Source organism: Aureispira sp. CCB-E (assembly GCF_031326345.1).
Lineage (GTDB): Bacteria > Bacteroidota > Bacteroidia > Chitinophagales > Saprospiraceae > Aureispira.
Map to the genome: position 1 here is coordinate 5540353 of NZ_CP133671.1, position 18978 is coordinate 5559330.

16 protein-coding genes are annotated in these 18978 nt (G+C 35.3%); 10 read left to right on the top strand and 6 right to left on the bottom strand.

Annotated features, from left to right (window positions below; genetic code table 11):
• Positions 1 to 179 precede the first annotated feature (179 nt).
• The 4 genes from pckA (at position 180) to QP953_RS21680 (ending at position 4113) form a co-directional block, all read left to right on the top strand.
• Complete coding sequence (gene pckA / locus QP953_RS21665; protein WP_309552941.1) at positions 180 to 1793, top strand: phosphoenolpyruvate carboxykinase (ATP); 1614 nt, start codon at positions 180 to 182, stop codon at positions 1791 to 1793.
• Between the two features lie 316 nt (positions 1794 to 2109).
• The gene (locus tag QP953_RS21670; protein ID WP_052592434.1) at positions 2110 to 2346 is read left to right on the top strand and encodes a DUF2158 domain-containing protein; all 237 of its coding nucleotides are present in this window, start codon (positions 2110 to 2112) and stop codon (positions 2344 to 2346) included.
• Between the two features lie 88 nt (positions 2347 to 2434).
• Positions 2435 to 3370 carry a hypothetical protein gene (locus QP953_RS21675; RefSeq protein ID WP_052592436.1) on the top strand — a complete coding sequence of 312 codons (936 nt, stop codon included), beginning with the start codon at positions 2435 to 2437 and terminating at the stop codon, positions 3368 to 3370.
• Between the two features lie 68 nt (positions 3371 to 3438).
• A complete protein-coding gene (locus tag QP953_RS21680) occupies positions 3439 to 4113 on the top strand; it encodes a methyltransferase (protein ID WP_309552942.1) in 675 nt (224 codons plus the stop codon).
• 895 nt (positions 4114 to 5008) lie between these two features.
• On the opposite strand, the gene QP953_RS21685 is transcribed toward QP953_RS21680, so the two are convergent.
• The 5 genes from QP953_RS21685 to QP953_RS21705 form a co-directional block, all read right to left on the bottom strand.
• A complete protein-coding gene (locus QP953_RS21685; protein WP_052592439.1) occupies positions 5009 to 5365 on the bottom strand; it encodes a T9SS type A sorting domain-containing protein in 357 nt (118 codons plus the stop codon).
• A 77-nt stretch (positions 5366 to 5442) separates the two neighbouring features.
• Positions 5443 to 5688: a T9SS type A sorting domain-containing protein gene (locus tag QP953_RS21690; protein WP_197043761.1), complete on the bottom strand. Its 246-nt coding sequence runs from the start codon at positions 5686 to 5688 to the stop codon at positions 5443 to 5445.
• Between the two features lie 164 nt (positions 5689 to 5852).
• Complete coding sequence (locus tag QP953_RS21695) at positions 5853 to 6203, bottom strand: hypothetical protein (protein WP_052592445.1); 351 nt, start codon at positions 6201 to 6203, stop codon at positions 5853 to 5855.
• A gap of 69 nt (positions 6204 to 6272) precedes the next feature.
• Positions 6273 to 6623 carry a hypothetical protein gene (locus QP953_RS21700; protein WP_052592447.1) on the bottom strand — a complete coding sequence of 117 codons (351 nt, stop codon included), beginning with the start codon at positions 6621 to 6623 and terminating at the stop codon, positions 6273 to 6275.
• Between the two features lie 80 nt (positions 6624 to 6703).
• Positions 6704 to 7054 (bottom strand): T9SS type A sorting domain-containing protein, encoded by a 351-nt coding sequence (locus QP953_RS21705; RefSeq protein ID WP_309552943.1) that lies wholly within the window; start codon positions 7052 to 7054, stop codon positions 6704 to 6706.
• A gap of 433 nt (positions 7055 to 7487) precedes the next feature.
• Between QP953_RS21705 and QP953_RS21710 the strand changes: the two genes are divergently transcribed.
• The 5 genes from QP953_RS21710 (at position 7488) to QP953_RS21730 (ending at position 15779) form a co-directional block, all read left to right on the top strand.
• Complete coding sequence (locus tag QP953_RS21710) at positions 7488 to 9002, top strand: hypothetical protein (RefSeq protein ID WP_052592454.1); 1515 nt, start codon at positions 7488 to 7490, stop codon at positions 9000 to 9002.
• Between the two features lie 78 nt (positions 9003 to 9080).
• Entirely contained in the window at positions 9081 to 10106 is a 1026-nt protein-coding gene (locus tag QP953_RS21715; protein ID WP_309552944.1) for an OmpA family protein, read from the top strand.
• Between the two features lie 185 nt (positions 10107 to 10291).
• A complete protein-coding gene (locus QP953_RS21720; RefSeq protein ID WP_309552945.1) occupies positions 10292 to 12121 on the top strand; it encodes a hypothetical protein in 1830 nt (609 codons plus the stop codon).
• Between the two features lie 141 nt (positions 12122 to 12262).
• The gene (locus QP953_RS21725) at positions 12263 to 14956 is read left to right on the top strand and encodes a protein kinase domain-containing protein (protein WP_309552946.1); all 2694 of its coding nucleotides are present in this window, start codon (positions 12263 to 12265) and stop codon (positions 14954 to 14956) included.
• Between the two features lie 181 nt (positions 14957 to 15137).
• Positions 15138 to 15779 (top strand): oxidoreductase, encoded by a 642-nt coding sequence (locus QP953_RS21730; RefSeq protein ID WP_309552947.1) that lies wholly within the window; start codon positions 15138 to 15140, stop codon positions 15777 to 15779.
• 77 nt (positions 15780 to 15856) lie between these two features.
• Here QP953_RS21730 and QP953_RS21735 read toward each other — a convergent pair whose 3' ends face one another.
• Positions 15857 to 17644 carry an aminopeptidase P family protein gene (locus tag QP953_RS21735; RefSeq protein WP_309552948.1) on the bottom strand — a complete coding sequence of 596 codons (1788 nt, stop codon included), beginning with the start codon at positions 17642 to 17644 and terminating at the stop codon, positions 15857 to 15859.
• A 431-nt stretch (positions 17645 to 18075) separates the two neighbouring features.
• On the opposite strand from QP953_RS21735, the gene QP953_RS21740 reads away from it, so the two are divergent.
• The gene (locus QP953_RS21740; protein ID WP_309552949.1) at positions 18076 to 18939 is read left to right on the top strand and encodes a helix-turn-helix transcriptional regulator; all 864 of its coding nucleotides are present in this window, start codon (positions 18076 to 18078) and stop codon (positions 18937 to 18939) included.
• The last annotated feature ends 39 nt before the right edge of the window (positions 18940 to 18978 follow it).

The following is an 18978-nucleotide window of genomic DNA, read 5'->3' on the forward strand; positions in this document are numbered from 1 at the left end:
GAAACAACAGACCATACTCTTAAAAGCTTCAGAAAAAAGAAAAACTTTATTTTTAAATTTAGATTACTTTGTAGCTTTACGAAATTATGCTTAAGCAAATAAATTGCCAATTTCAAAAGAGTCTTTTATTATCTTAATCATAATAACTACAAGGTCTATCACAAAAAAAAACACGACTAATGAAGAACGTAGGTCTTAAAAATCCCAACGCAGATTTAACTACGCTTGGTCTGAAGAATGTAACCGCTTACTGGAACTTACCTGTTCCTAATCTAGTAGAACGCACCATCGCTATGGGGGAAGGTGTCTTGGCCGATTCTGGTGCACTTGTGATCAAAACAGGAGAGTTTACTGGGCGTTCACCCAAAGATCGCTTCATTGTAAAAGACGCTGTCACCGAAAATACAGTTGATTGGAATGATATCAACATGCCTTTCGATTCTGATAAATTCGATGCTTTATATAATAAAGTAACCGCTTACTTAGAAAACAAAGAGGTTTATGTACGTGATGCTTACGTTTGTGCAGATGAAAACTATCGCTTGACGCTTCGTTTGGTTGCTCAAAAACCATGGTCTGCCATGTTTGCTTGCAACATGTTTATGCGTCCAACAGAAGAGGAAATTAAAAATGCAGCTCCAGAATGGACAATTTTGTGTGCTCCTGAATTTATGGCTGTTGCTGAGGAAGATGGCACTCGCCAACACAACTTTGCAATTGTTAATTTCTCACGCAAGGTAATTTTGATTGGGGGAACTGGTTATACAGGAGAAATCAAGAAAGGTATTTTCTCTGTTTTGAATTATGTTCTACCTCACAACAGAAATGTATTATCAATGCACTGTTCTTCTAATGTAGGAAAAAATGGAGATACAGCAGTTTTCTTTGGGTTGTCTGGTACAGGAAAAACAACGCTATCTGCTGATCCTAAACGCAATCTTATTGGCGATGATGAACATGGTTGGTCGGATACAGGTGTCTTCAACTTCGAGGGTGGTTGTTATGCCAAAACAATAGATCTTTCAGCAGAAAAAGAGCCTGAAATTTTCAATGCTATCAAATTTGGTGCAATCTTGGAAAACATCAAATTCCACGAAGGAACAAGAACACCAGATTATGAAAATACGGAGATTACACAAAATACGCGTGTATCCTACCCTATTTATCACATCGATAATGCTTTAGAGCCATCTCGTGGAGGTATTCCTAAAAATATTTTCTTTTTGACTTGCGATGCCTTCGGTGTATTGCCTCCGCTTTCTAAATTAACTCCTGGTCAAGCTATGTACCACTTTATCTCTGGTTACACAGCTAAAGTTGCAGGAACAGAAGCTGGAATTACAGAACCTGTGACTGTATTTTCTGCTTGTTTTGGAGCTCCATTCTTACCGTTACACCCTACACAATACGCTGAAATGTTAGGTAAGAAAATGAAAGAACACAATGTTAATGTGTGGCTAGTTAACACGGGATGGTCTGGTGGTTCTTATGGCGTTGGTAGCCGTATGCAACTAAAGTATACTCGTGCTATGATCGCAGCAGCACTAAATGGAGATTTAGATAATGTTGAATTTTCTACATTGCCTGTATTTGGGTTGAGCATGCCAATGACTTGTCCTAATGTTCCTGATGAAGTACTTAATCCAAGAAACACATGGGAAGATAAAGAAGCTTATGACGCTAAAGCTCAAGAATTAGCACTTGGTTTTGTTCAAAACTTTGAGCAATACAAAGCACAAGCTAATGAAGAAATCATGGCTGCTGCACCTAAAAATACAGCAAGCGTTCAATAAACAAGCTTATTATTATAAGGTGCTCCTTTTTTGATGTGTGGTGCCTTTTTTATAAGTAATGTCTATATCATGAAAGCCATCTCTAGTCGTTAGGGGTGGCTTTCATCTTTTGATCATCTAAACTTCTCTACCAAGGAATTATTGCAAAGCTAGAGAAACCTCATTACTCACAAAAATAGTTCACTAAAAATCTCTTAAAGAAGCTATACATCTACAACATATTTTTATATATTGTAGGGTTCCAAAAAATTTGGTTCTAAAATAAGTTGGGAGTTGATACCCCAACAATATATTCACTTTAATACAGTTTTATATTATGCCAGAAATAGGAGAAGTAGTTCGTCTAAAATCAGGTGGTCCCGACATGGTTATCACTTATGTTTACCAAGAAAATGAAGGCTCTCGTGAAAAACTTGCACTCATGAAAGGTTTTGGACCTGGTGATATTGCTTGTGAATGGCAACAAGTAATTAATGAAGAAAATATTCGAACAAAAAAAGAATCTTTTAAAGCTGCTACGGTCGTTTACTTAGATGGTCGACCAGTGAGCTAAGAATATCTAAATTACTTACCTAATGATGGTTCATTCAATATAATTGGATAACCTACTCTAATCAACAAAAGAATAACTCAATTAAAATATGGAAATTGGAGATTTAGTCCGACATAAGGTGTCTAAAGTAGAAATGACCGTTATGCGGTTAATTGGAGATGAGGAAAATGCAGCTTTTGAATCTATTGATCGTCGTATGCAAACCAAAGGTTTTGGAATGGGCGATCCGACTTGTATGTGGTTTGAAGGTAGTATCCTGCATTATGGCGTCTTTAAAGCAAACGAATTGGATGTCTTGGTATACAAAGCCGCTGGTGCAGCTGGCATCGGTGCTGATGACGAGGACTTAGGCGATTTAGATCTAGATATTGATGATTTAGACCTTGACTTAGACGATTTGGATTTGGATTTAGATGATCTTGATTTAGACGATGACTTAGATCTGGATCTTGATTTAGACCTTGATCTAGATGATGATGATTTGGATTTAGACTTGGACTTAGACGACGATCTAGATTTGGATGACTTGGACTTGGATGATTTAGACCTTGATTTGGATGAGGACGATGATTTAGACTTAGACTTAGATCTAGACGATGATCTGGATTTAGATGATTTGGATCTAGATGATGATGGAGACGATTTTGACGATTTGAATATCAACTTTGGAGATGATTTAGATGACTTAGACTTAGATGATTTGGATTTAGACGATGATTTAGATCTGGATTTAGAGGACGATACCGAGGAAGAGAAAGCAGCGGAAGCTCCTGCTAGTGACGACTTAGACTTTGACCTAGGGGACGACTTAGATTTGGATTTGGATGAGAACGATAACTTAGACTTAGACGAAAGTGATTCAGAAGAGGAAGATGACAGTCTAAATCTTGACTTAGACGATGACTTAGATTTAGACGATGACGACAGCTTAGATCTTGACTTAGACGATGACTTGGATTTAGACGACGATGACAGCTTAGATCTTGATTTGGATGATGATGATGATTTAGATTTGGGTTTTTAAGGAGTAAGGAATAATAGATGTCAACATTTCGATTTAAACAATTTACTGTACAACAAGATAAGTGTGCCATGAAAATTGGCACAGATGGCGTACTATTAGGTGCTTGGGCGGATACGCTTCAAGCATCTTCTATTTTAGACATAGGAACAGGAACGGGTGTACTAGCGCTGATGTCGGCACAAAGAAATGCAAAAGCTCTTATTCATGCTTTAGAAATAGATCGAGCTGCATTTGAACAAGCTAGTTCTAATATTGAAAATAGTCCTTGGAAAAATCGACTTAGGATTTTACATCAATCTATACAGGATTATAGTCAAAAACCTTTGATACCACTTTTTGAGAGCATTATATCTAATCCACCTTATTTTAAAATAGAATCGGGTACTTTGATCAAAGATGCCGCTAGACGACAAGCAAGAAGTACAGATACTCTAACATTCGATACTTTGTTAGACAGTGTTTTTTCCCTTTTACATCCTAAGGGAAATTTTTCCGTTATTTTGCCTATTGACGAAGGAAAGGAATTTATGCAGTTAGCACTGCAAAAAAAATTTTACATAAAGAGATGTACTGAAGTCATCCCTAGAGAAGGAAAAATGAGTAATCGTCTTTTGCTCGAACTTGTTCTTTACGATACTCTTACAGAGAAAAAGTCTTTAATTATCCGAACAGCAGAGAAAGGTAATCATCATTATACAACAGCCTTTAGACAATTGCACAAAGATTTTCTGTTAGCTTTTTAACAAAAAAGCTGCATTATTTTATTATTATTTATAATAATATTATAACTTTATAGTTACATTCTGTTATTATATATATAAAGAAAAAAGGCTAGCAGTAAAAACCTAGACGATAGTTTCCAACTGCTAGCTTAACAAGATTTTTTCTATCCTAGTTTCGTCCCTTAAACTGTATGGATAGTTTGTATCTTATTATACAACTTTATCAAATCCCCTTATTTGCTTTAGTTGTTAATACAAATATAGACCACATTTTTATAGTATGCCAAAACAGAAGTGTAAACTTTTCCCGTTTTTTTCGCCATTTTTAAACACAAAAACCTCCATAACCAACTACAAAACAACACTTTACACGAAATAAAATTTCCCCAAAAAATACCCATTTTTTTTCTCAAAAAAAACTTACTTTTTTTTCTCAAAAGACAAAAAAGAGACATTCATAATAGCGAATCTTAGAATTTGCCTCTATTTTAAAATAACATTTTACAATAAAAGTCTCGATTACGCTTTATTTGAAAGTCTAACCAAAGCATTTTGGCACTTTTAAGCAAAACGAATTTGAAGAAATTCCAAAAACTCAGTTGGATTCTTAGCGATTTAATTTTGATTGTACAGTCTTTATCTTCCCCAAAGCTCTTCCTCTAAAAAATCTATTTTTCTTGCTCCACTTACTCACTCCTCATTGTATTCATAATTAACAAAAAAGGCAAAGAATATAGCTTCATCTAGTTACTATCTCCCTTGCCTTAACACTTCATTTTTAGATAAGTAAGCAATAATAAGTAACACACTAGTATAAAATTAATACATGAGTTTGTTGTTACTTACTGAGAACAACTTACTTAAGTCAATGCCTGAACTCTTAAAGATATTTATTGTTTAAATCAGGCACTTATCTTTATATAACTATGGTAAACACTTGAAGGTCGTCATAGTCATCAATTGTCTCTACAGTATATGTTCCTGGTTTTAATCCAGTCGTTGAGATTCTAGTTTGTAAACTTTGTGTTGTCTCTTCTATTACAACAACACCCGTCGAATCTATCACTTTAATAGACAAATTAGTAGCTGTTGGTTGGTTGACCACAATTTCGGTCATTGCTTGAATTACAGTTCTTGGTCCTCCATCTACTTTTGGAATTACAACCGTATTAGGAACCTTAATAGATGCGTGACGCACATCAACAATTCCCGTAATATTTAGCAGCAGCATAACAGCTGCTGATGTAGCAACAAAAAAATTTGATAAATTCATGTTTCAATTGTTCTTTATTATTTAGAAAATAGATTGGGGGGTTCTAATATAATAAACAAGTCACAGGGTAAGTTTTATCAATCAATAGTTATGGGGAACTCTTGATAATCTCCATGATCATCCACAGTCTCTACTATATACGTTCCTTTACTAAGTCCCGCTGCCGAGATTACGGTCTTTTTTTCTTGGGTTGCAGTTTTTATAACAACATTTCCGTTTGAATCTACTATAGTTATATATAAGTTAGTAGCTGTTGGCTGATGAACGACAATATCTGTCATTGCTTGAATTACAGTTCTCGGTCCACCCTCTACCTTAGCCACTTCGACTAAGAAAGTTGTTGTTGTCTTCGAAGCTTCAGCAACGACGCCTAATGTAAATGTAATAAAAATTAATATCGTGATAAAAAACTTTGGCATATTCATAATAATAATCTGTCAGTCTGTGAAGTAAATAGGGGTATGGGGTGGGTTTCAGAGTTTAGCTATTAATTAATTGTTATAGAGAATTCTTGATAATCATTATAATCATCTACTGTCTCTACAGTATAGCTGCCAGATTCTAATTCCTCTATTGAAATCACAGTCTGTTCACTTTGAGTCTCTGCTTCTATGACGGCATCGCCACTAGAATTTTTGATGGTAATATATAGATTGGTACTTGTTGGTTGTGTTACCGTAATATCAGTCATTGCTTGAATTACAGTTCTTGGACCTCCATCTACTTTGGGGGTAACAACCAAAAGGTTAACTACAGGTTCTATTGTTGTTGTACTAGATGCATTCAAAGAAAAAGTAGTACAAACGAATATGGCGATAAGAAACATTAACGTCTTCATATGATATAGGTATTTGTTGTTGTTAATAAATGATTGATTTGTGCAGTGGTTCTAGTTGGTACAAAGCGATTATTCTACAGCAATCGAAAACTCTTGATAGTCACCATAGTCGTCTACTGTCTCTACTACATAGTCACCTGGCTCTAAGCTTTGTATCGAAATCATTGTATTTTCTTCTTGCGTTTCTGCTTCTATCGCTGTATCTCCATTTGAGTCTTTGATAGTGACGTATAAATTGGTTGCTGTTGGCTGCAATACTGTAACATTTTCTTCTGCTCCAGTCATTGCTTGAATTACGGTTCTTGGTCCACCTTCTACTTTTGCCATCGTATAATCAGGGAAAACATTTGTCGTTGAATTGGCATTAAAAGAGAAAGAAATAGTAAAAAGTAGCGCGATATATATTTTGAATAAGTTCATGTCTGTCTGTATTTAGTTGTGTGTTTATTAAAAATTGATTGATTGATTGATTGATTGATTGGTGTTGTGTATATATTTGATTACTCAACATTTATGTAAAACTCTTGATATTCTTGAGAGTCGTCAGTAGTTTCGATCTTGTAAGTTCCTGCATTCCACTCTTCTGTAGAAAAAGTAACTTCTTGTGCACTAGTAGTCGCTTTAGCCATAAGTTGTCCATCTGAGTTAAGGATAGTGATGTATAAATTGTTAGCTGTTGGTTGCAAAACTACAACCTCGGTCATTGCTTGGATTACAGTTCTTGGTCCGCCTTCTACTTTCTTGGCTTCTACAGTTATATCGTTATCAATAATTGTAGGCAAAGTAGCAGCTGCGTTGAATGAAAAAGTAATAGAAGTAAGTACGGCGATAAAAAATTTTGAAATATTCATGTTCCCTGTAAGTTTTATATTTTTATATCTAAAAAAATGAAGTGTTAATTTGCTTTTTACAATTTATAGTCGTAGATTTATGGCTATTATATCAATAAGAAATATATTTCCACTTGATAAAAGGCTAGCGCATGAGTAATAGACGACTCAAAACTGCTTAGTTTAACAAGATTTGGTCCTAAAGAATTAGAACATATTGTCCCTTTTGTTATGTATGCTTTAGAACCTTTTGTCCTTATTAACCAACTTTAAATAAGTCCCCTTATTTGCTTGGTTGTTGACACAAATATAGAGTGCCTTTTGTCCAATAACTAGGACAAAAAATGGCTCATTTCCCCCTTTTTAAAAAAACTGGGGCTCGCCCTTAATTGACACAACTCATTACAAATCAATTTTTTATAACCATTTTTAACCTTTTAAAACGTCCCCAAAAATGGAAAAGAAAAAAGTTGCTTTTTTTTTAATAAAAGCTTTATCAGACAATGATAGGGGGACTTTTATTAAGAAAATAAAGTGCGGAAAAACGACGAAAAGTGCAGAGCGACATGAGAAGTTATTTGCCTACTTGGAGAGCCTTCAATCTACTGATGAAATCAATTCAACCAAACTTGTAAAAATGCTGAAGTTGTCTAGCTCTAAAAAGTTGACTCCTTTGTATGGCGAGCTGATTTCTGACATCAAAAACCACTTAATTACTTCAGAATTAAAAAAAGATGAACTAGTACAAGAACTCTTATTGCAAAAAGCGTTATGTAACAGAGAAGAAGTAGAATATATTAAAATTTTACACGAAGAAATTCGAGAACGAATTAGTGAAAATGCAGACAAACCTCTTCCTCCTGAAGTTTATCATCAATATGCTCAGTTCTACAAAAACCTATATTCTCATCCACACACCAATACAAGCAAAGAATCTGCTTCCATTTATTTGAGTTTTAGCGAGAACAACTTAGACACCTCTTATTGGATTAGTAAATTAAGATTGCTGATAGAAAAAGCCAACAGGGGGATTGCATTGGCACACGAACGATTCTTGCTTCAAGAATTAAAAGAACTACCTGATCTTACTCAATACAATCATAATAATGATAATCACATATTGAGTATCTATGCTCGAGTGTACAAGTTTGCCTTGGCTCCTTTCCAAAAAGAAGACCTAGAACACGTATTGACGATCATTGATAAGTATTCTTTTAATTTGCCAAAAGAAGACAAAGAACGTATTTTCACATTCTTGATGGGTATTATAGACTATTACAGAGTACACGAAGAAACAAAAACAAATCTGACAGTTTACGAAGTCTATAAGGTTTACAAAATGGGCTTTACCAATTTGTGGTTGGTTCAAGATGATGGCTTGATGTATTTTGAAGATTTTATCAATATGCTCTACTTAGCCTTTTACTACAAAGATTCTAGTTTGTTAGAATCTATTGGTTCTGATTATACCCAATACATCCATGAAGGATACGATTCTTTTATTTCTATGCTATCCAAAGCTTATAATTTCTTCTTACATAAGCAATGGGAAGCGGTTCTAAAATCATTTTCAAATCAAGAACTTCCCAACAAAGAACATCGTTTGCACTTTATTGTACAACGCAACAATATTGAGATAAAAGCCTTATTTGAAGCATTTGTTCACGATAAAATTGAAATTCGTGATATCTTAGGCTATTTAGAAAAACACTATCGTTTTATACAAAGAAGAAATACGTATTCGGACGAGAAAAAACTTCGTAACTTCAATTTTATCAAATTCTTAAGAAAGCTATACACTTATCTTACCAAGCGTATCACATTTAATTTCAACAAGGAAATTGCAAAAAAAGAAATTACTGCATGGATTGCAGAAGTAGAAAAAGCGGGAACAGAAACTATTGATCAGCCTTGGTTAAAATCGATTGGTGAAACACTCTTGCAAGAATTGGGGCTTGGCGCAGCATAAACATACCTCAAAAATCTCATTGAATTGGTGTATTATTTGTGGTGAATAAACAGTTGACTAATCACTAAAAAACAGTTTATGAAGCTTTTTCTATCACTAACATTTTTAAGCCTTTCTTGTAGTCTTTGGGCTCAACCTCAGAAATCCAATCATCCAATTCGTGTTGAATCTCAGCCAACCTATACCAAATGGCAAAAAAATTACTTTATCTCAAAAATTAGCTTCTTTGAGAGACGTACGGTATTAGATTTGAAGTTTGTCTTCGAAAGAGGCACCAAAGAATGGACTAAGTCTGTTATTTTTATGCCTCCTAATACGGTTAATTCATGGTGCCTCAAAGACCCTGAAAGTGGTCAAATATTTGACCTGTTAGAAATTAGTGCGGTTAAACGGAATGGCGTAGAAATCAAGGAACGCATTAAGTCTCCTAAAGATAAAGTGCAAATTGAGTTGCCCTTAGAAGGTAGACCGAAAGAAGTATTTACTTGCCAAGTACACTTTCCTAGACTTCCAAACGAATTAAAAATAGTCGATCTACTAGAAGGTCCTAATAGCAAATATTCGAAAGGACACTGGAATTTTTTTGATATTCAACTTTTCCCTGTTGCTCCCGAAAAAACCGCTCCTTCTATGCAGGAAAAAAAGGAAACTTCTGATGTTAGCAATGACTTTAAGTTGACCTCTGATAATCCTCCTCAAGATCACCCCGTTTTACCTTCTGCCTTAGTTTCAATGAACGATATAAAGTGCAACAAAAAGTTAGAACTTAGTGAGATTGTATTCCAAGACAATTCTATCAAATTTCAAAATATTATCAAAGCTGAAAGAACGTTGTCAATCTTGCGCACCTATCTCCTAGCGTATCCCAATAGCCAAATTGAACTGTATGGTCATACAGATATTTTTGGTACTCCTCAACGAAATCTAGATCTATCTCAACAGCGTGTTGATAAATTAAAAGATTGGTTTATTCAACGAAGTATTTCTACTTCCAGAATAAAAACACATGCATTAGGAGGCACTCAACCTTTATTTCCTAAGGGGAATGCAAAAAATAGACGAGTAGAGGTGCAGATTTTGTGCGACCTATCTCCTAAAAATTAGTTTCTATTAGACGATTCGAACTTGCCATTAGTCCTATTCAAATAAATTTCTATATTTGTAGTCTAGTAACTTTACTGACTTTAATATTATACTTCGTAGTTTTTTCGTTTTTTGCAAAAAGTAAAAAAATCCACGAAGTAAAGTAATATACATCAAGGAATTAATAGCAAGTCTCATTCTATTTTATGCGCCAACTTATAAAAAAACAGCCTTTCTTAAGTAGTTTATTCATCAACTTGGTGCTTTTTGTCGTTTTCCTAAGTATTTTCTATACTCGATTTGGAACAACCGATGATGTCGAGATGCAAATGGTTTTGGCAGGAACTGGGATTATACAAGAATCATCGGCTAATCTGCGTTGGTCTCATATTTTTTTGGGGCACTTACTTTCTAACCTATATATTTACTTTCCTAGCTTACCGTGGTACGGTCTCTACCTAACTGTTGCCCATTTACTAGGAATGTCTGCTATACTATATAGTATCTTAATACTAAAACCAAGTTATTATAGAGTAGCTATTTTTGTAGCTTGCTTTTTACTAGGCGAAACAGCCTTATTGCAAGAACTCCAATTCACCTCTTCTGCCCTAGTCTTAGGGACAGGTGCTGTATTTTTGTTATTTACAGCCATTTCAAACCCCAAAGATAAACGGCAAAAGCTGTGGTTTTCTTTGAGTTTTGGGATGCTCTTATTGGTAGAAATGATTCGTTGGAACTCATTTCAACTGATTGTAGTTCTAAGCCTTCCCCTATTGTTGTATGCTATTTTTCAACAAAAAGAAAAGCGCGTCGCCAACCTACTTATTTGCACATTAATGCTTGTTGGAGCTTGGGTAGTCGAACAGGGACATTATTGGATTCAAAATCAAGATCCTGCTTGGGAGGCTTATAATGAATACAAACACTCCTTATCTGCTCACGATATTTTAGATTATCACAAACCTCAATACGAATGGAGTCCTTCTACAGCAGACGATTATTTCTATAAAGTAGGTTGGGAATACGAGGATTTAATGCTTTTTAAACATTGGTTCTTTGCTGACTCAACTGTTTACGGCGTTCAGCAGTTTAAAGCACTTCAAGAAACCTTTCAAAACTGTCCGTATCCTCAAGAACACTTAGAAGACCGACTGTGGCAATTTTTTATAGGATCTCCCATTCAAGACTATGTTTTTTATGGTTTTCTATTGGCAGGACTTTGTTTGTTATTCATCAAGGGCAATCGTTGGATTTATCTATCGTTAGGCACCAGTATTCTAATGATTTTTGCTTTATTGTGCGCGCTGTTTTTATTCAAACATCTACCCTCTAGAGTCAGCTACCCAATGGCATTCTATTTGATTGCCTTATCAGGTTTGTTCATTACCTACGACAAAGAATTGCAGCGAAAAACCAAGTTGTTTAGTTTGATTTTTATCAGTTTCATGGTTTTATCAAATCTAAAAATGGTCACACTAGAGAGTAGTAAAACAGCTTTTAACAAGATGTATTGGTCAGCGGCATTGGATAGTTTAAATGCTCAAGCGGATCAACTTTATATTGGAGGTGGCGATTACTATATGCAATCTACAATGACTCCTTATCAAGCAACCAATGATTCGCTATTTTTAAATTTTAATATGCTTGATTTGGGACATTTTGCAAACTCCCCCAATCACTACAAGCAATTGGAAGCCTTTGGCATTAAAAACATTCATACAGAAGCGCCATTGGATACCAATATTTATCTAATTCACCGTTATAATGCCTCATTCTTAAATTGGTATGCTAATTTTTTGGCACGACACTACGACTTGCACATTCAATACGATTTGGTACGCAAAGAAAAGAATGTCAATGTTGCTGTTTATAGAATTCAGGAGCAAATTAGAGACAAGCCCAACTCGCAAGGCATTAGCTTGTCTAATATGGAGGAATTAGGTATTCAACCCAAAAAGAAACAATCATCTCCTGAAGATGCCCAAAAACCCAAAGCCAATTATTTAGAACAAGAGCATTTTTACTTACCCCAATAAGTATTCTAACAAAGAGATTTATGGTACTAATGATTGGGCAAACTGCAATTTATTCGTTAAATTAGTTGTCTAGAGTTTTGCTATCCTGCAATTTGTCCGTATGGTAAAACTCTTAAATTTGTCAATACCCAATATACCTCAATGAGTCTTAGTGTTTATACCAAGAAGAGTAAAGAAAAACTGATGCTTTCTCACAAGCCATTTGCTAGTGGAGGAGAAGGGCATCTATATCGCATTATTGCTCCTCGCTCCTTTTCCAATTCTGTTGTTAAAATTTACCATCCCAATAAACTTAGCCCTACAAGAGAAGCTAAAATTGATTACTTATTGGAATACCCTCCCCAAGATAAAGGACAAAATGCTATTGTTTGGGTACAAGATAGTATCAGAGATGCTGCTGGCAACTTTCTTGGTTTTGTCATGCCTTTGGTTGAAGGAGAAAAATTAGAAATTTTATGTACCTCTAACTTGCCTAAAAAATTAGCCAATACTTGGTATCGGTTTCATAACAAAGCAGACAATGCACTAGAATTGAGATTAAAAGTTTGTTATAATCTCGCTACAGCAATTCATCAAATTCATGCTTCCAAACGCTATATTTTAGTAGACTTAAAACCAGATAATATTATCATTACCTTAGATGGTTTAATTTCTTTGGTTGATTTGGATTCGGTAGAGGTTGTTGAAAATGGTCAGAAGTTGTTTGATGCTCCAGTGGCTACGCCCGAATATACTCCACCCGAATATTACAACAAAAACAATGCGCACGACCCAACACAACAACAAGCTTGGGATCGTTTTAGTATGGCGGTCATTTTTTACAAACTACTCATGGGCATCCATCCCTTTGCTGGTTCTTTTCGGTCTCCTTATGATAATGCTACGACCCTAGCCAAAAAGATAGAACACCATCTTTTTGTTTTTAATCCTGAGATCAGTTCTTATAAAAAAAGTATTCCGCCTCCGCATGAATCCTTTTATCACTTGAGTCAAGAATTCCAAGATTTGTTTCTACAAGCTTTTGTAATAGGTAGTAAACAACCAGAATTGCGACCAACAGCACATGCTTGGTGTTCTGCAATTATGCAACACTTGGACATTCAGCGTTTCAGAGTTCTACCATCAAAATTAATTCAATTACCAGAAAACCAAACGTTATTAGAGGCGGTATACCAAGCTAGTATTTCACCTGATGCTTTTATTCAGGAATTAAAGATGCCTACAAACAATTCGCTGATAACTTCATTTCCCACAAAGAAATCTGATGCAACCTTTATGCTTCCTCTTCGGCGAATCAACGCTGCCATTTTAGCATTAGGACTGACCTATGGTCTTTCGAATATTTTTTTTAATAACAACTTGCCTGTTGGTTATTTGGTGGTACTAATTACAGTTGTTAGTTCGATGACAATCCTTTGGTTTAGTTTTTTTAGTCGTCAAAACAATCGAGAAGCCTACTTGCTAAAGATATCTTTATCAGAAACTCTAAAATTTGCTCAAAAACAGCAACAAATATTTGAAGGGATCAAAGAACATTTAGAACAATTTTGGAAGCGGTTGAATCAAGAGCATTCTAAATTTTTCCCCAATGCATCTCAAAACCAACATTATTCCATTCAACAATCTATCGCTCATGAATTTAAGCAACTACAAGAAGATTTGGAACGACAAGATAAATTGGCTAAAGACTTAATTCAATCCGAGACTTTTGAATACACTGCCCTAAAAAAGAAATACAATCGTGCTCTACATACCAATTCTGAGTTTGCCGCAGCAACATCCTTAGATGCAGAATTATCAGCGATTGATTTTGCATTGCAAGAAAGTATGGAAGATTTGCAAAAAATGTTGGGCAAGGAATTAAAGGCAACGCAACTCGAATACGACCAAGTTGTTGAAAAAGATCAACGTAGACTTCGAAATTTGGAACGTTCTGTACAACAAAAAATTGGACAATATCGAAAAACAAGCTTGCAAGCTAAAAAACAAGAAGAAAAGAAGACTTTGATTAAAATGAAACGTCAAATTCAGAAAGATTTTGCCAACGTTCCCAATAATATTGCCACCAAAATTAGCTTGTTTAAAGATGAAATCAAACATTTTTTAAATCAGCACAACATTCAAGATATCCATCAAATCAAAAACATACAAGCTCCAGGGATTGTTACCCTAGAAGATGATAAAAAAGTCTCGATTGCTCCACTCAAATATTATCAAATCCACGAACTACTGGAATGGTGGATGGCGGTCAAATTGGGAGAAGTTGAATTGAGTAAAACACTAAAAGAGCAGATTCATCAACATTACGAAGATAAATTTCAGGGGTACAAGAAAAAACTTATGGATGAACTCAAAAAAGTGCAACAAGAAACTGCCAAACGCAAACAATCGATACAAAAAGAAGCTTCGGTTGTGCTTAAAAAATTACGAGAAAAAAACACTCCTCAGATTGCCGTATTAAAAGAAAAATATGCGCAACAAAAAGCTTTTTTGGAGCAACTTTTTGAGGCTAGAAAAATAGAAGAAACCGAAATTCATGAACGATACCAAACTCGGTTTGATGCTTTGTTAGAGGAAGCTCAAACTAGAGCTAATAGAAGTAAGGAGGCTATTCAAACTATCTATCAAGCTAATACCGCTGATTTTAAGCGTATTGCTGCTTATCAAAAAAATCGAGCTAAATATACCATTGGTTTGGAACGCCTAAAAGAAGAATACAGTCGCTTAAAAGATAGTCGTTCTAGGTATCAACGCACCAAAGAACAAGCTCAAAAATATCAAGAAATCGACCTTTGGAAACACCTTCAACAAATGTTTTTTATCGCTCCTATTTAATTAGAATAAACATACTATCATTACTTCTTGGAAAAACCGTATCAGTTTGATTACAAATAGGTTGCACTAGTACCGCTTACTTCCTTAAAGAGCTAATAATCAAAACTAATGTAAAGATGCTTTTTTATTTTTTTGCAAAAAATAAAAAATCCACGAAGTACTAATACAATAATACTAATCAATGACAAAAAAAACAGCTTTAATTATTGGCGCTTCTGGCTTGGTCGGAAAACGCTTGGTTCAACAATTATTACAAGACGAACGCTACGAAAAGATCACGGCATTGGTTCGAACACCATTGGAAATAAAGCATGAAAAGCTAACTCAAACTCGCTATGATTTTAACTGGCCTAATGCGGACTTGGCCATCGGAGATGAGTTATTTTGCTGCTTGGGAACGACAATCAAAAAAGCGGGCTCTCAAGCTGCTTTCAGAAAAGTAGATTATGATTATATCGTAGAAACTGCTAAAATTGCCCTAGCTAATGGCGCTAAAAAAATAGCAGTTGTTTCTTCTATGGGAGCAGATAAAGATTCTAGTATTTTTTACAATAGAATAAAAGGCGAAACAGAGGCAGCCCTTCAAAAATTAAGTTATGAAGCGTGTTATATCTTGCGACCATCTTTGTTAATGGGGGCTCGCGACGAGTTGAGAATGGGAGAATTGGTAGGTAAACTATTTATGACAGCATTTGCTTTTGCTGTACCAAACAAATACAAGGGTATTGAGGGCAAGCAAGTTGCCAAAGCTATGATCGCAATTATGAATTCTAATAAAGTAGGGTTTCAAATTTTTGAATCAGATGCGCTTCGCACTTTTTAGATTCAGTTGAAGATTTAAACTATGAATATGAATACCCATAGTTTAAATCTTCAACTAAACTTTTGGTTATCTTCCTTTTACTCTACACCAACAGCTTGGCATTTATTCCACAACCAAGCTTTCTCCTCTCCTTCCAACGAAGGCGACAAAGCTGCATACACACGTTGATGATACTGATTCAACCATGCAATTTCTTCTTTTGACATCAAAGATAAATCAATCAATTCCGTTTCGATTGGAAACAAGGTAATGGCATCAAATGCCAAGAAATCTTTATTAATTGGAGAAGGTATACAAAGCATTAAGTTTTCAATTCGAATACCATATGCACCTGTTTTGTAAAAACCTGGCTCATTAGAAGATACAGTTCCCGCTTTTAAAGGAGAGGAACCTCTCAAGGTTGTCGTACTTTCTGCAAACCCTTGAGGGGGCTCATGGACTCTCAAAAAGAAACCAACTCCATGCCCCGTTCCATGTCCATAGTTCAGACCTGCATTCCAAAGATTCATTCTAGCCAGTACATCCAGTTGAACCCCAGTTGTACCTTTAGGAAAATGAGCCGTTTGCAAGGCAATATTACCTTTCAAAACTAAGGTATAGTGTGTTTTTTGTTGCGCAGTCGGTGTTCCAAAACAGATGGTTCTTGTAATATCTGTTGTTCCATCCAAATATTGCCCACCACTATCAATCAAGAGCATCCCTTCATTTTTGATGGTAGCGCAAGTTTTTTCTTCGGCACGATAATGCACAATAGCTCCATTGGATTGATACCCTACAATTGGCGGAAAGCTCTCGCCTTTGTATAAATCTTGTTGGCTTCTGAAGTAAATTAGCTTATCCGCTACTTCTGTTTCTTTTAAATCTCGATTTTCAACTGTTTTTTCTAACCAGTTGAAAAAATGAGTTAAAGCAATTCCGTCTTTAACCATTACCGATCTAAAATGAGTTATTTCTGTCTCATTCTTAATCGCCATTATCGGCATAATAATCGAAGTCCCCTTTATCAAATCCGCTTTGAGAGAAGGCTCAAAAGACCAGCTAAAGTTATTTTTGTCTACAAAAATGGTATCTTTTGCTGGTAATACACTCAAAGCAGTGCCTACAGCATGGTAATCCTTTAGGGATACTCCTGATGCTTTTAATTTACGTTTTAACTCTTCAGGCACTTTATAATCTCTAATAAACAAGGTTGCCTTTTCTTCACTCACCAACAAATAAGAGAGTACGACAGGAGTATGATCAATATCCCATGCTCGAATGTTCAACAACCAAGCGATTTCATCCAAACCACTAATAAAATAATGCTCTACTTTTCTTTTTTTCATCTCCGCACGAACTTGCGACAACTTTTCTTCTCTAGGCTTACCATTGTAGAAAACATCATAATCGTATGCAATTGTGTCAGGCAGAGGGGGACGGTTTTCCCAAACTTTACTACTAATCCGTTCGACATCTTTAATGACAATATCTTTAAGACTACAATGAGATTTTAAATAAGCAATTTGTTGTACAGAAAACAAACTTGCTTCTACCCCTATTGTTGCCCTTTCAGGCAATGTATTACACAGCCATTCAACGTGTTCTGGTGCATGCTGTACTTTTTGTTTGTGCAAGGTAATTCCTGTCCCTTCCAGTTCTGATTCTGCTTGCAAAAAGTATCTGGAATCGGTCCATAAAGCAGCATAGTCCGCCAAAACAACTAACAGTCCTGCTGACCCTGTAAATCCTGAAAAATAAGTTCGTACTTTCCAATGTTCTGCCACATATTCGCTTTGATGAGGATCATTAGCAGGGATAATTAAGGCATCAACACCTTCTGATTTCATAGCAACACGCAGTGCTTTCAAACGTTCTTTTATGGTCATTTTATTATTTATTTATTATTTTTAATAGTAGTTACTTAGTAATGCTACTTCGTGGTCGTTCGCTTTGTTACTTGCTACACTACTAGCACAAAGGCCCAAGGTCATGAACCTAGCGAACTAACTAAAAGCGCAGCGCTCACGAAGTAATCAACGACCACGAAGTAGCAGCGTAGCTAACTACTAATACTAGCAATACTTCATTAAAAATTGCCAGTAACAGATCGTACTTACTCCAATATTTTTTTCACTAAAAGATCACTCCACAAAAAGCAAGATAATTATTTGACGAAGTGGTGCAACTAATGTAATTACATTAACAGAATAAAAGTAAAAACAAGCGTAAATTTATTAGACATTACCAAAAATTAGGAGTCTCTTGTTTGCTTTCCAAATTTGTTATATTGGTACACTTAACCGCAAATTTCTTACAAATGGACAATATAAAAACCTATCAGCATATCAATGCCGCCAATGCCAAGCTAAGTTTTGGTATTTCTAGAATGGAAGCCATTTACACGCAAAGAAAAGGGAAACCAGATGCCCCACATCGACATAATTACTATACAGCCTTGCTCATAAAACAGGCACAAGGAAAGCATTTCATTGATTTTGAATCCTATCCACTCAGTGATTTACAAGTTTACTTCATCACGCCAGGGCAAGTACATCAACTCATAGAAGAACAAGTTTCTATAGGGTATTCGATGGTCTTTTCCGTAGAGTTTTTGATACAAAACAACATTCCTCTTTCTTTTATTGATGATCTTAATCTTTTTAATAATTATAACCAAAATCCACCTTTAGATTTAAATATACAGCAATTTGACAAATTAGCTTATTATTGCAACGAAATGATCGCTTGCCAAGACAGTACCCACAAATACAAAACAGCAGCAACAGGGGCTTTGTTGAAACTATTTTTAATTACCTGCAATCAAATTTGCACCTTGCCTACTGACAACCCTCAACAATTGGAAGCCAGTAATTCTATCTTAAAAAAATTCAAGCAGTTGGTCGAAAGTAATTATTTGACATGGCATTCTACTTCTGACTATGCCCGTGCTTTAAACATTACACCAGATCACCTCAATAGAACCATTAAATCCTTGATTGGAAAAACTGCTAAAAATTATATCCAAGCTAGGATAACCATTGCTGCCAAACGATTGTTGTACTTTTCTGATTTGAGTTCCAAAGAGATCGCTTACCAATTAGGGTTTTCTGAGCCTGCTAATTTTAGTGCTTTTTTCAAAAAAAACACGGGCTTATCTCCCTCTCAATTCAAAAAGTCGTGATGCTATCAACAACTCATTTTATCCATAACTAAAACAATA

What these genes read in the sequence shown, in the direction of transcription:
- QP953_RS21695 (WP_052592445.1), bottom strand. Translation starts at nt 6,203, where the DNA reads ATGAAGACGTTAATGTTTCTTATCGCCATATTCGTTTGTACTACTTTT.
- QP953_RS21735 (WP_309552948.1), bottom strand. Translation starts at nt 17,644, where the DNA reads ATGACCATAAAAGAACGTTTGAAAGCACTGCGTGTTGCTATGAAATCA.
- QP953_RS21730 (WP_309552947.1), top strand. Translation starts at nt 15,138, where the DNA reads ATGACAAAAAAAACAGCTTTAATTATTGGCGCTTCTGGCTTGGTCGGA.
- QP953_RS21700 (WP_052592447.1), bottom strand. Translation starts at nt 6,623, where the DNA reads ATGAACTTATTCAAAATATATATCGCGCTACTTTTTACTATTTCTTTC.
- QP953_RS21715 (WP_309552944.1), top strand. Translation starts at nt 9,081, where the DNA reads ATGAAGCTTTTTCTATCACTAACATTTTTAAGCCTTTCTTGTAGTCTT.
- QP953_RS21725 (WP_309552946.1), top strand. Translation starts at nt 12,263, where the DNA reads ATGAGTCTTAGTGTTTATACCAAGAAGAGTAAAGAAAAACTGATGCTT.
- QP953_RS21740 (WP_309552949.1), top strand. Translation starts at nt 18,076, where the DNA reads ATGGACAATATAAAAACCTATCAGCATATCAATGCCGCCAATGCCAAG.
- QP953_RS21720 (WP_309552945.1), top strand. Translation starts at nt 10,292, where the DNA reads ATGCGCCAACTTATAAAAAAACAGCCTTTCTTAAGTAGTTTATTCATC.
- QP953_RS21705 (WP_309552943.1), bottom strand. Translation starts at nt 7,054, where the DNA reads ATGAATATTTCAAAATTTTTTATCGCCGTACTTACTTCTATTACTTTT.
- QP953_RS21675 (WP_052592436.1), top strand. Translation starts at nt 2,435, where the DNA reads ATGGAAATTGGAGATTTAGTCCGACATAAGGTGTCTAAAGTAGAAATG.
- QP953_RS21685 (WP_052592439.1), bottom strand. Translation starts at nt 5,365, where the DNA reads ATGAATTTATCAAATTTTTTTGTTGCTACATCAGCAGCTGTTATGCTG.
- QP953_RS21710 (WP_052592454.1), top strand. Translation starts at nt 7,488, where the DNA reads ATGGAAAAGAAAAAAGTTGCTTTTTTTTTAATAAAAGCTTTATCAGAC.
- pckA (WP_309552941.1), top strand. Translation starts at nt 180, where the DNA reads ATGAAGAACGTAGGTCTTAAAAATCCCAACGCAGATTTAACTACGCTT.
- QP953_RS21670 (WP_052592434.1), top strand. Translation starts at nt 2,110, where the DNA reads ATGCCAGAAATAGGAGAAGTAGTTCGTCTAAAATCAGGTGGTCCCGAC.
- QP953_RS21680 (WP_309552942.1), top strand. Translation starts at nt 3,439, where the DNA reads ATGAAAATTGGCACAGATGGCGTACTATTAGGTGCTTGGGCGGATACG.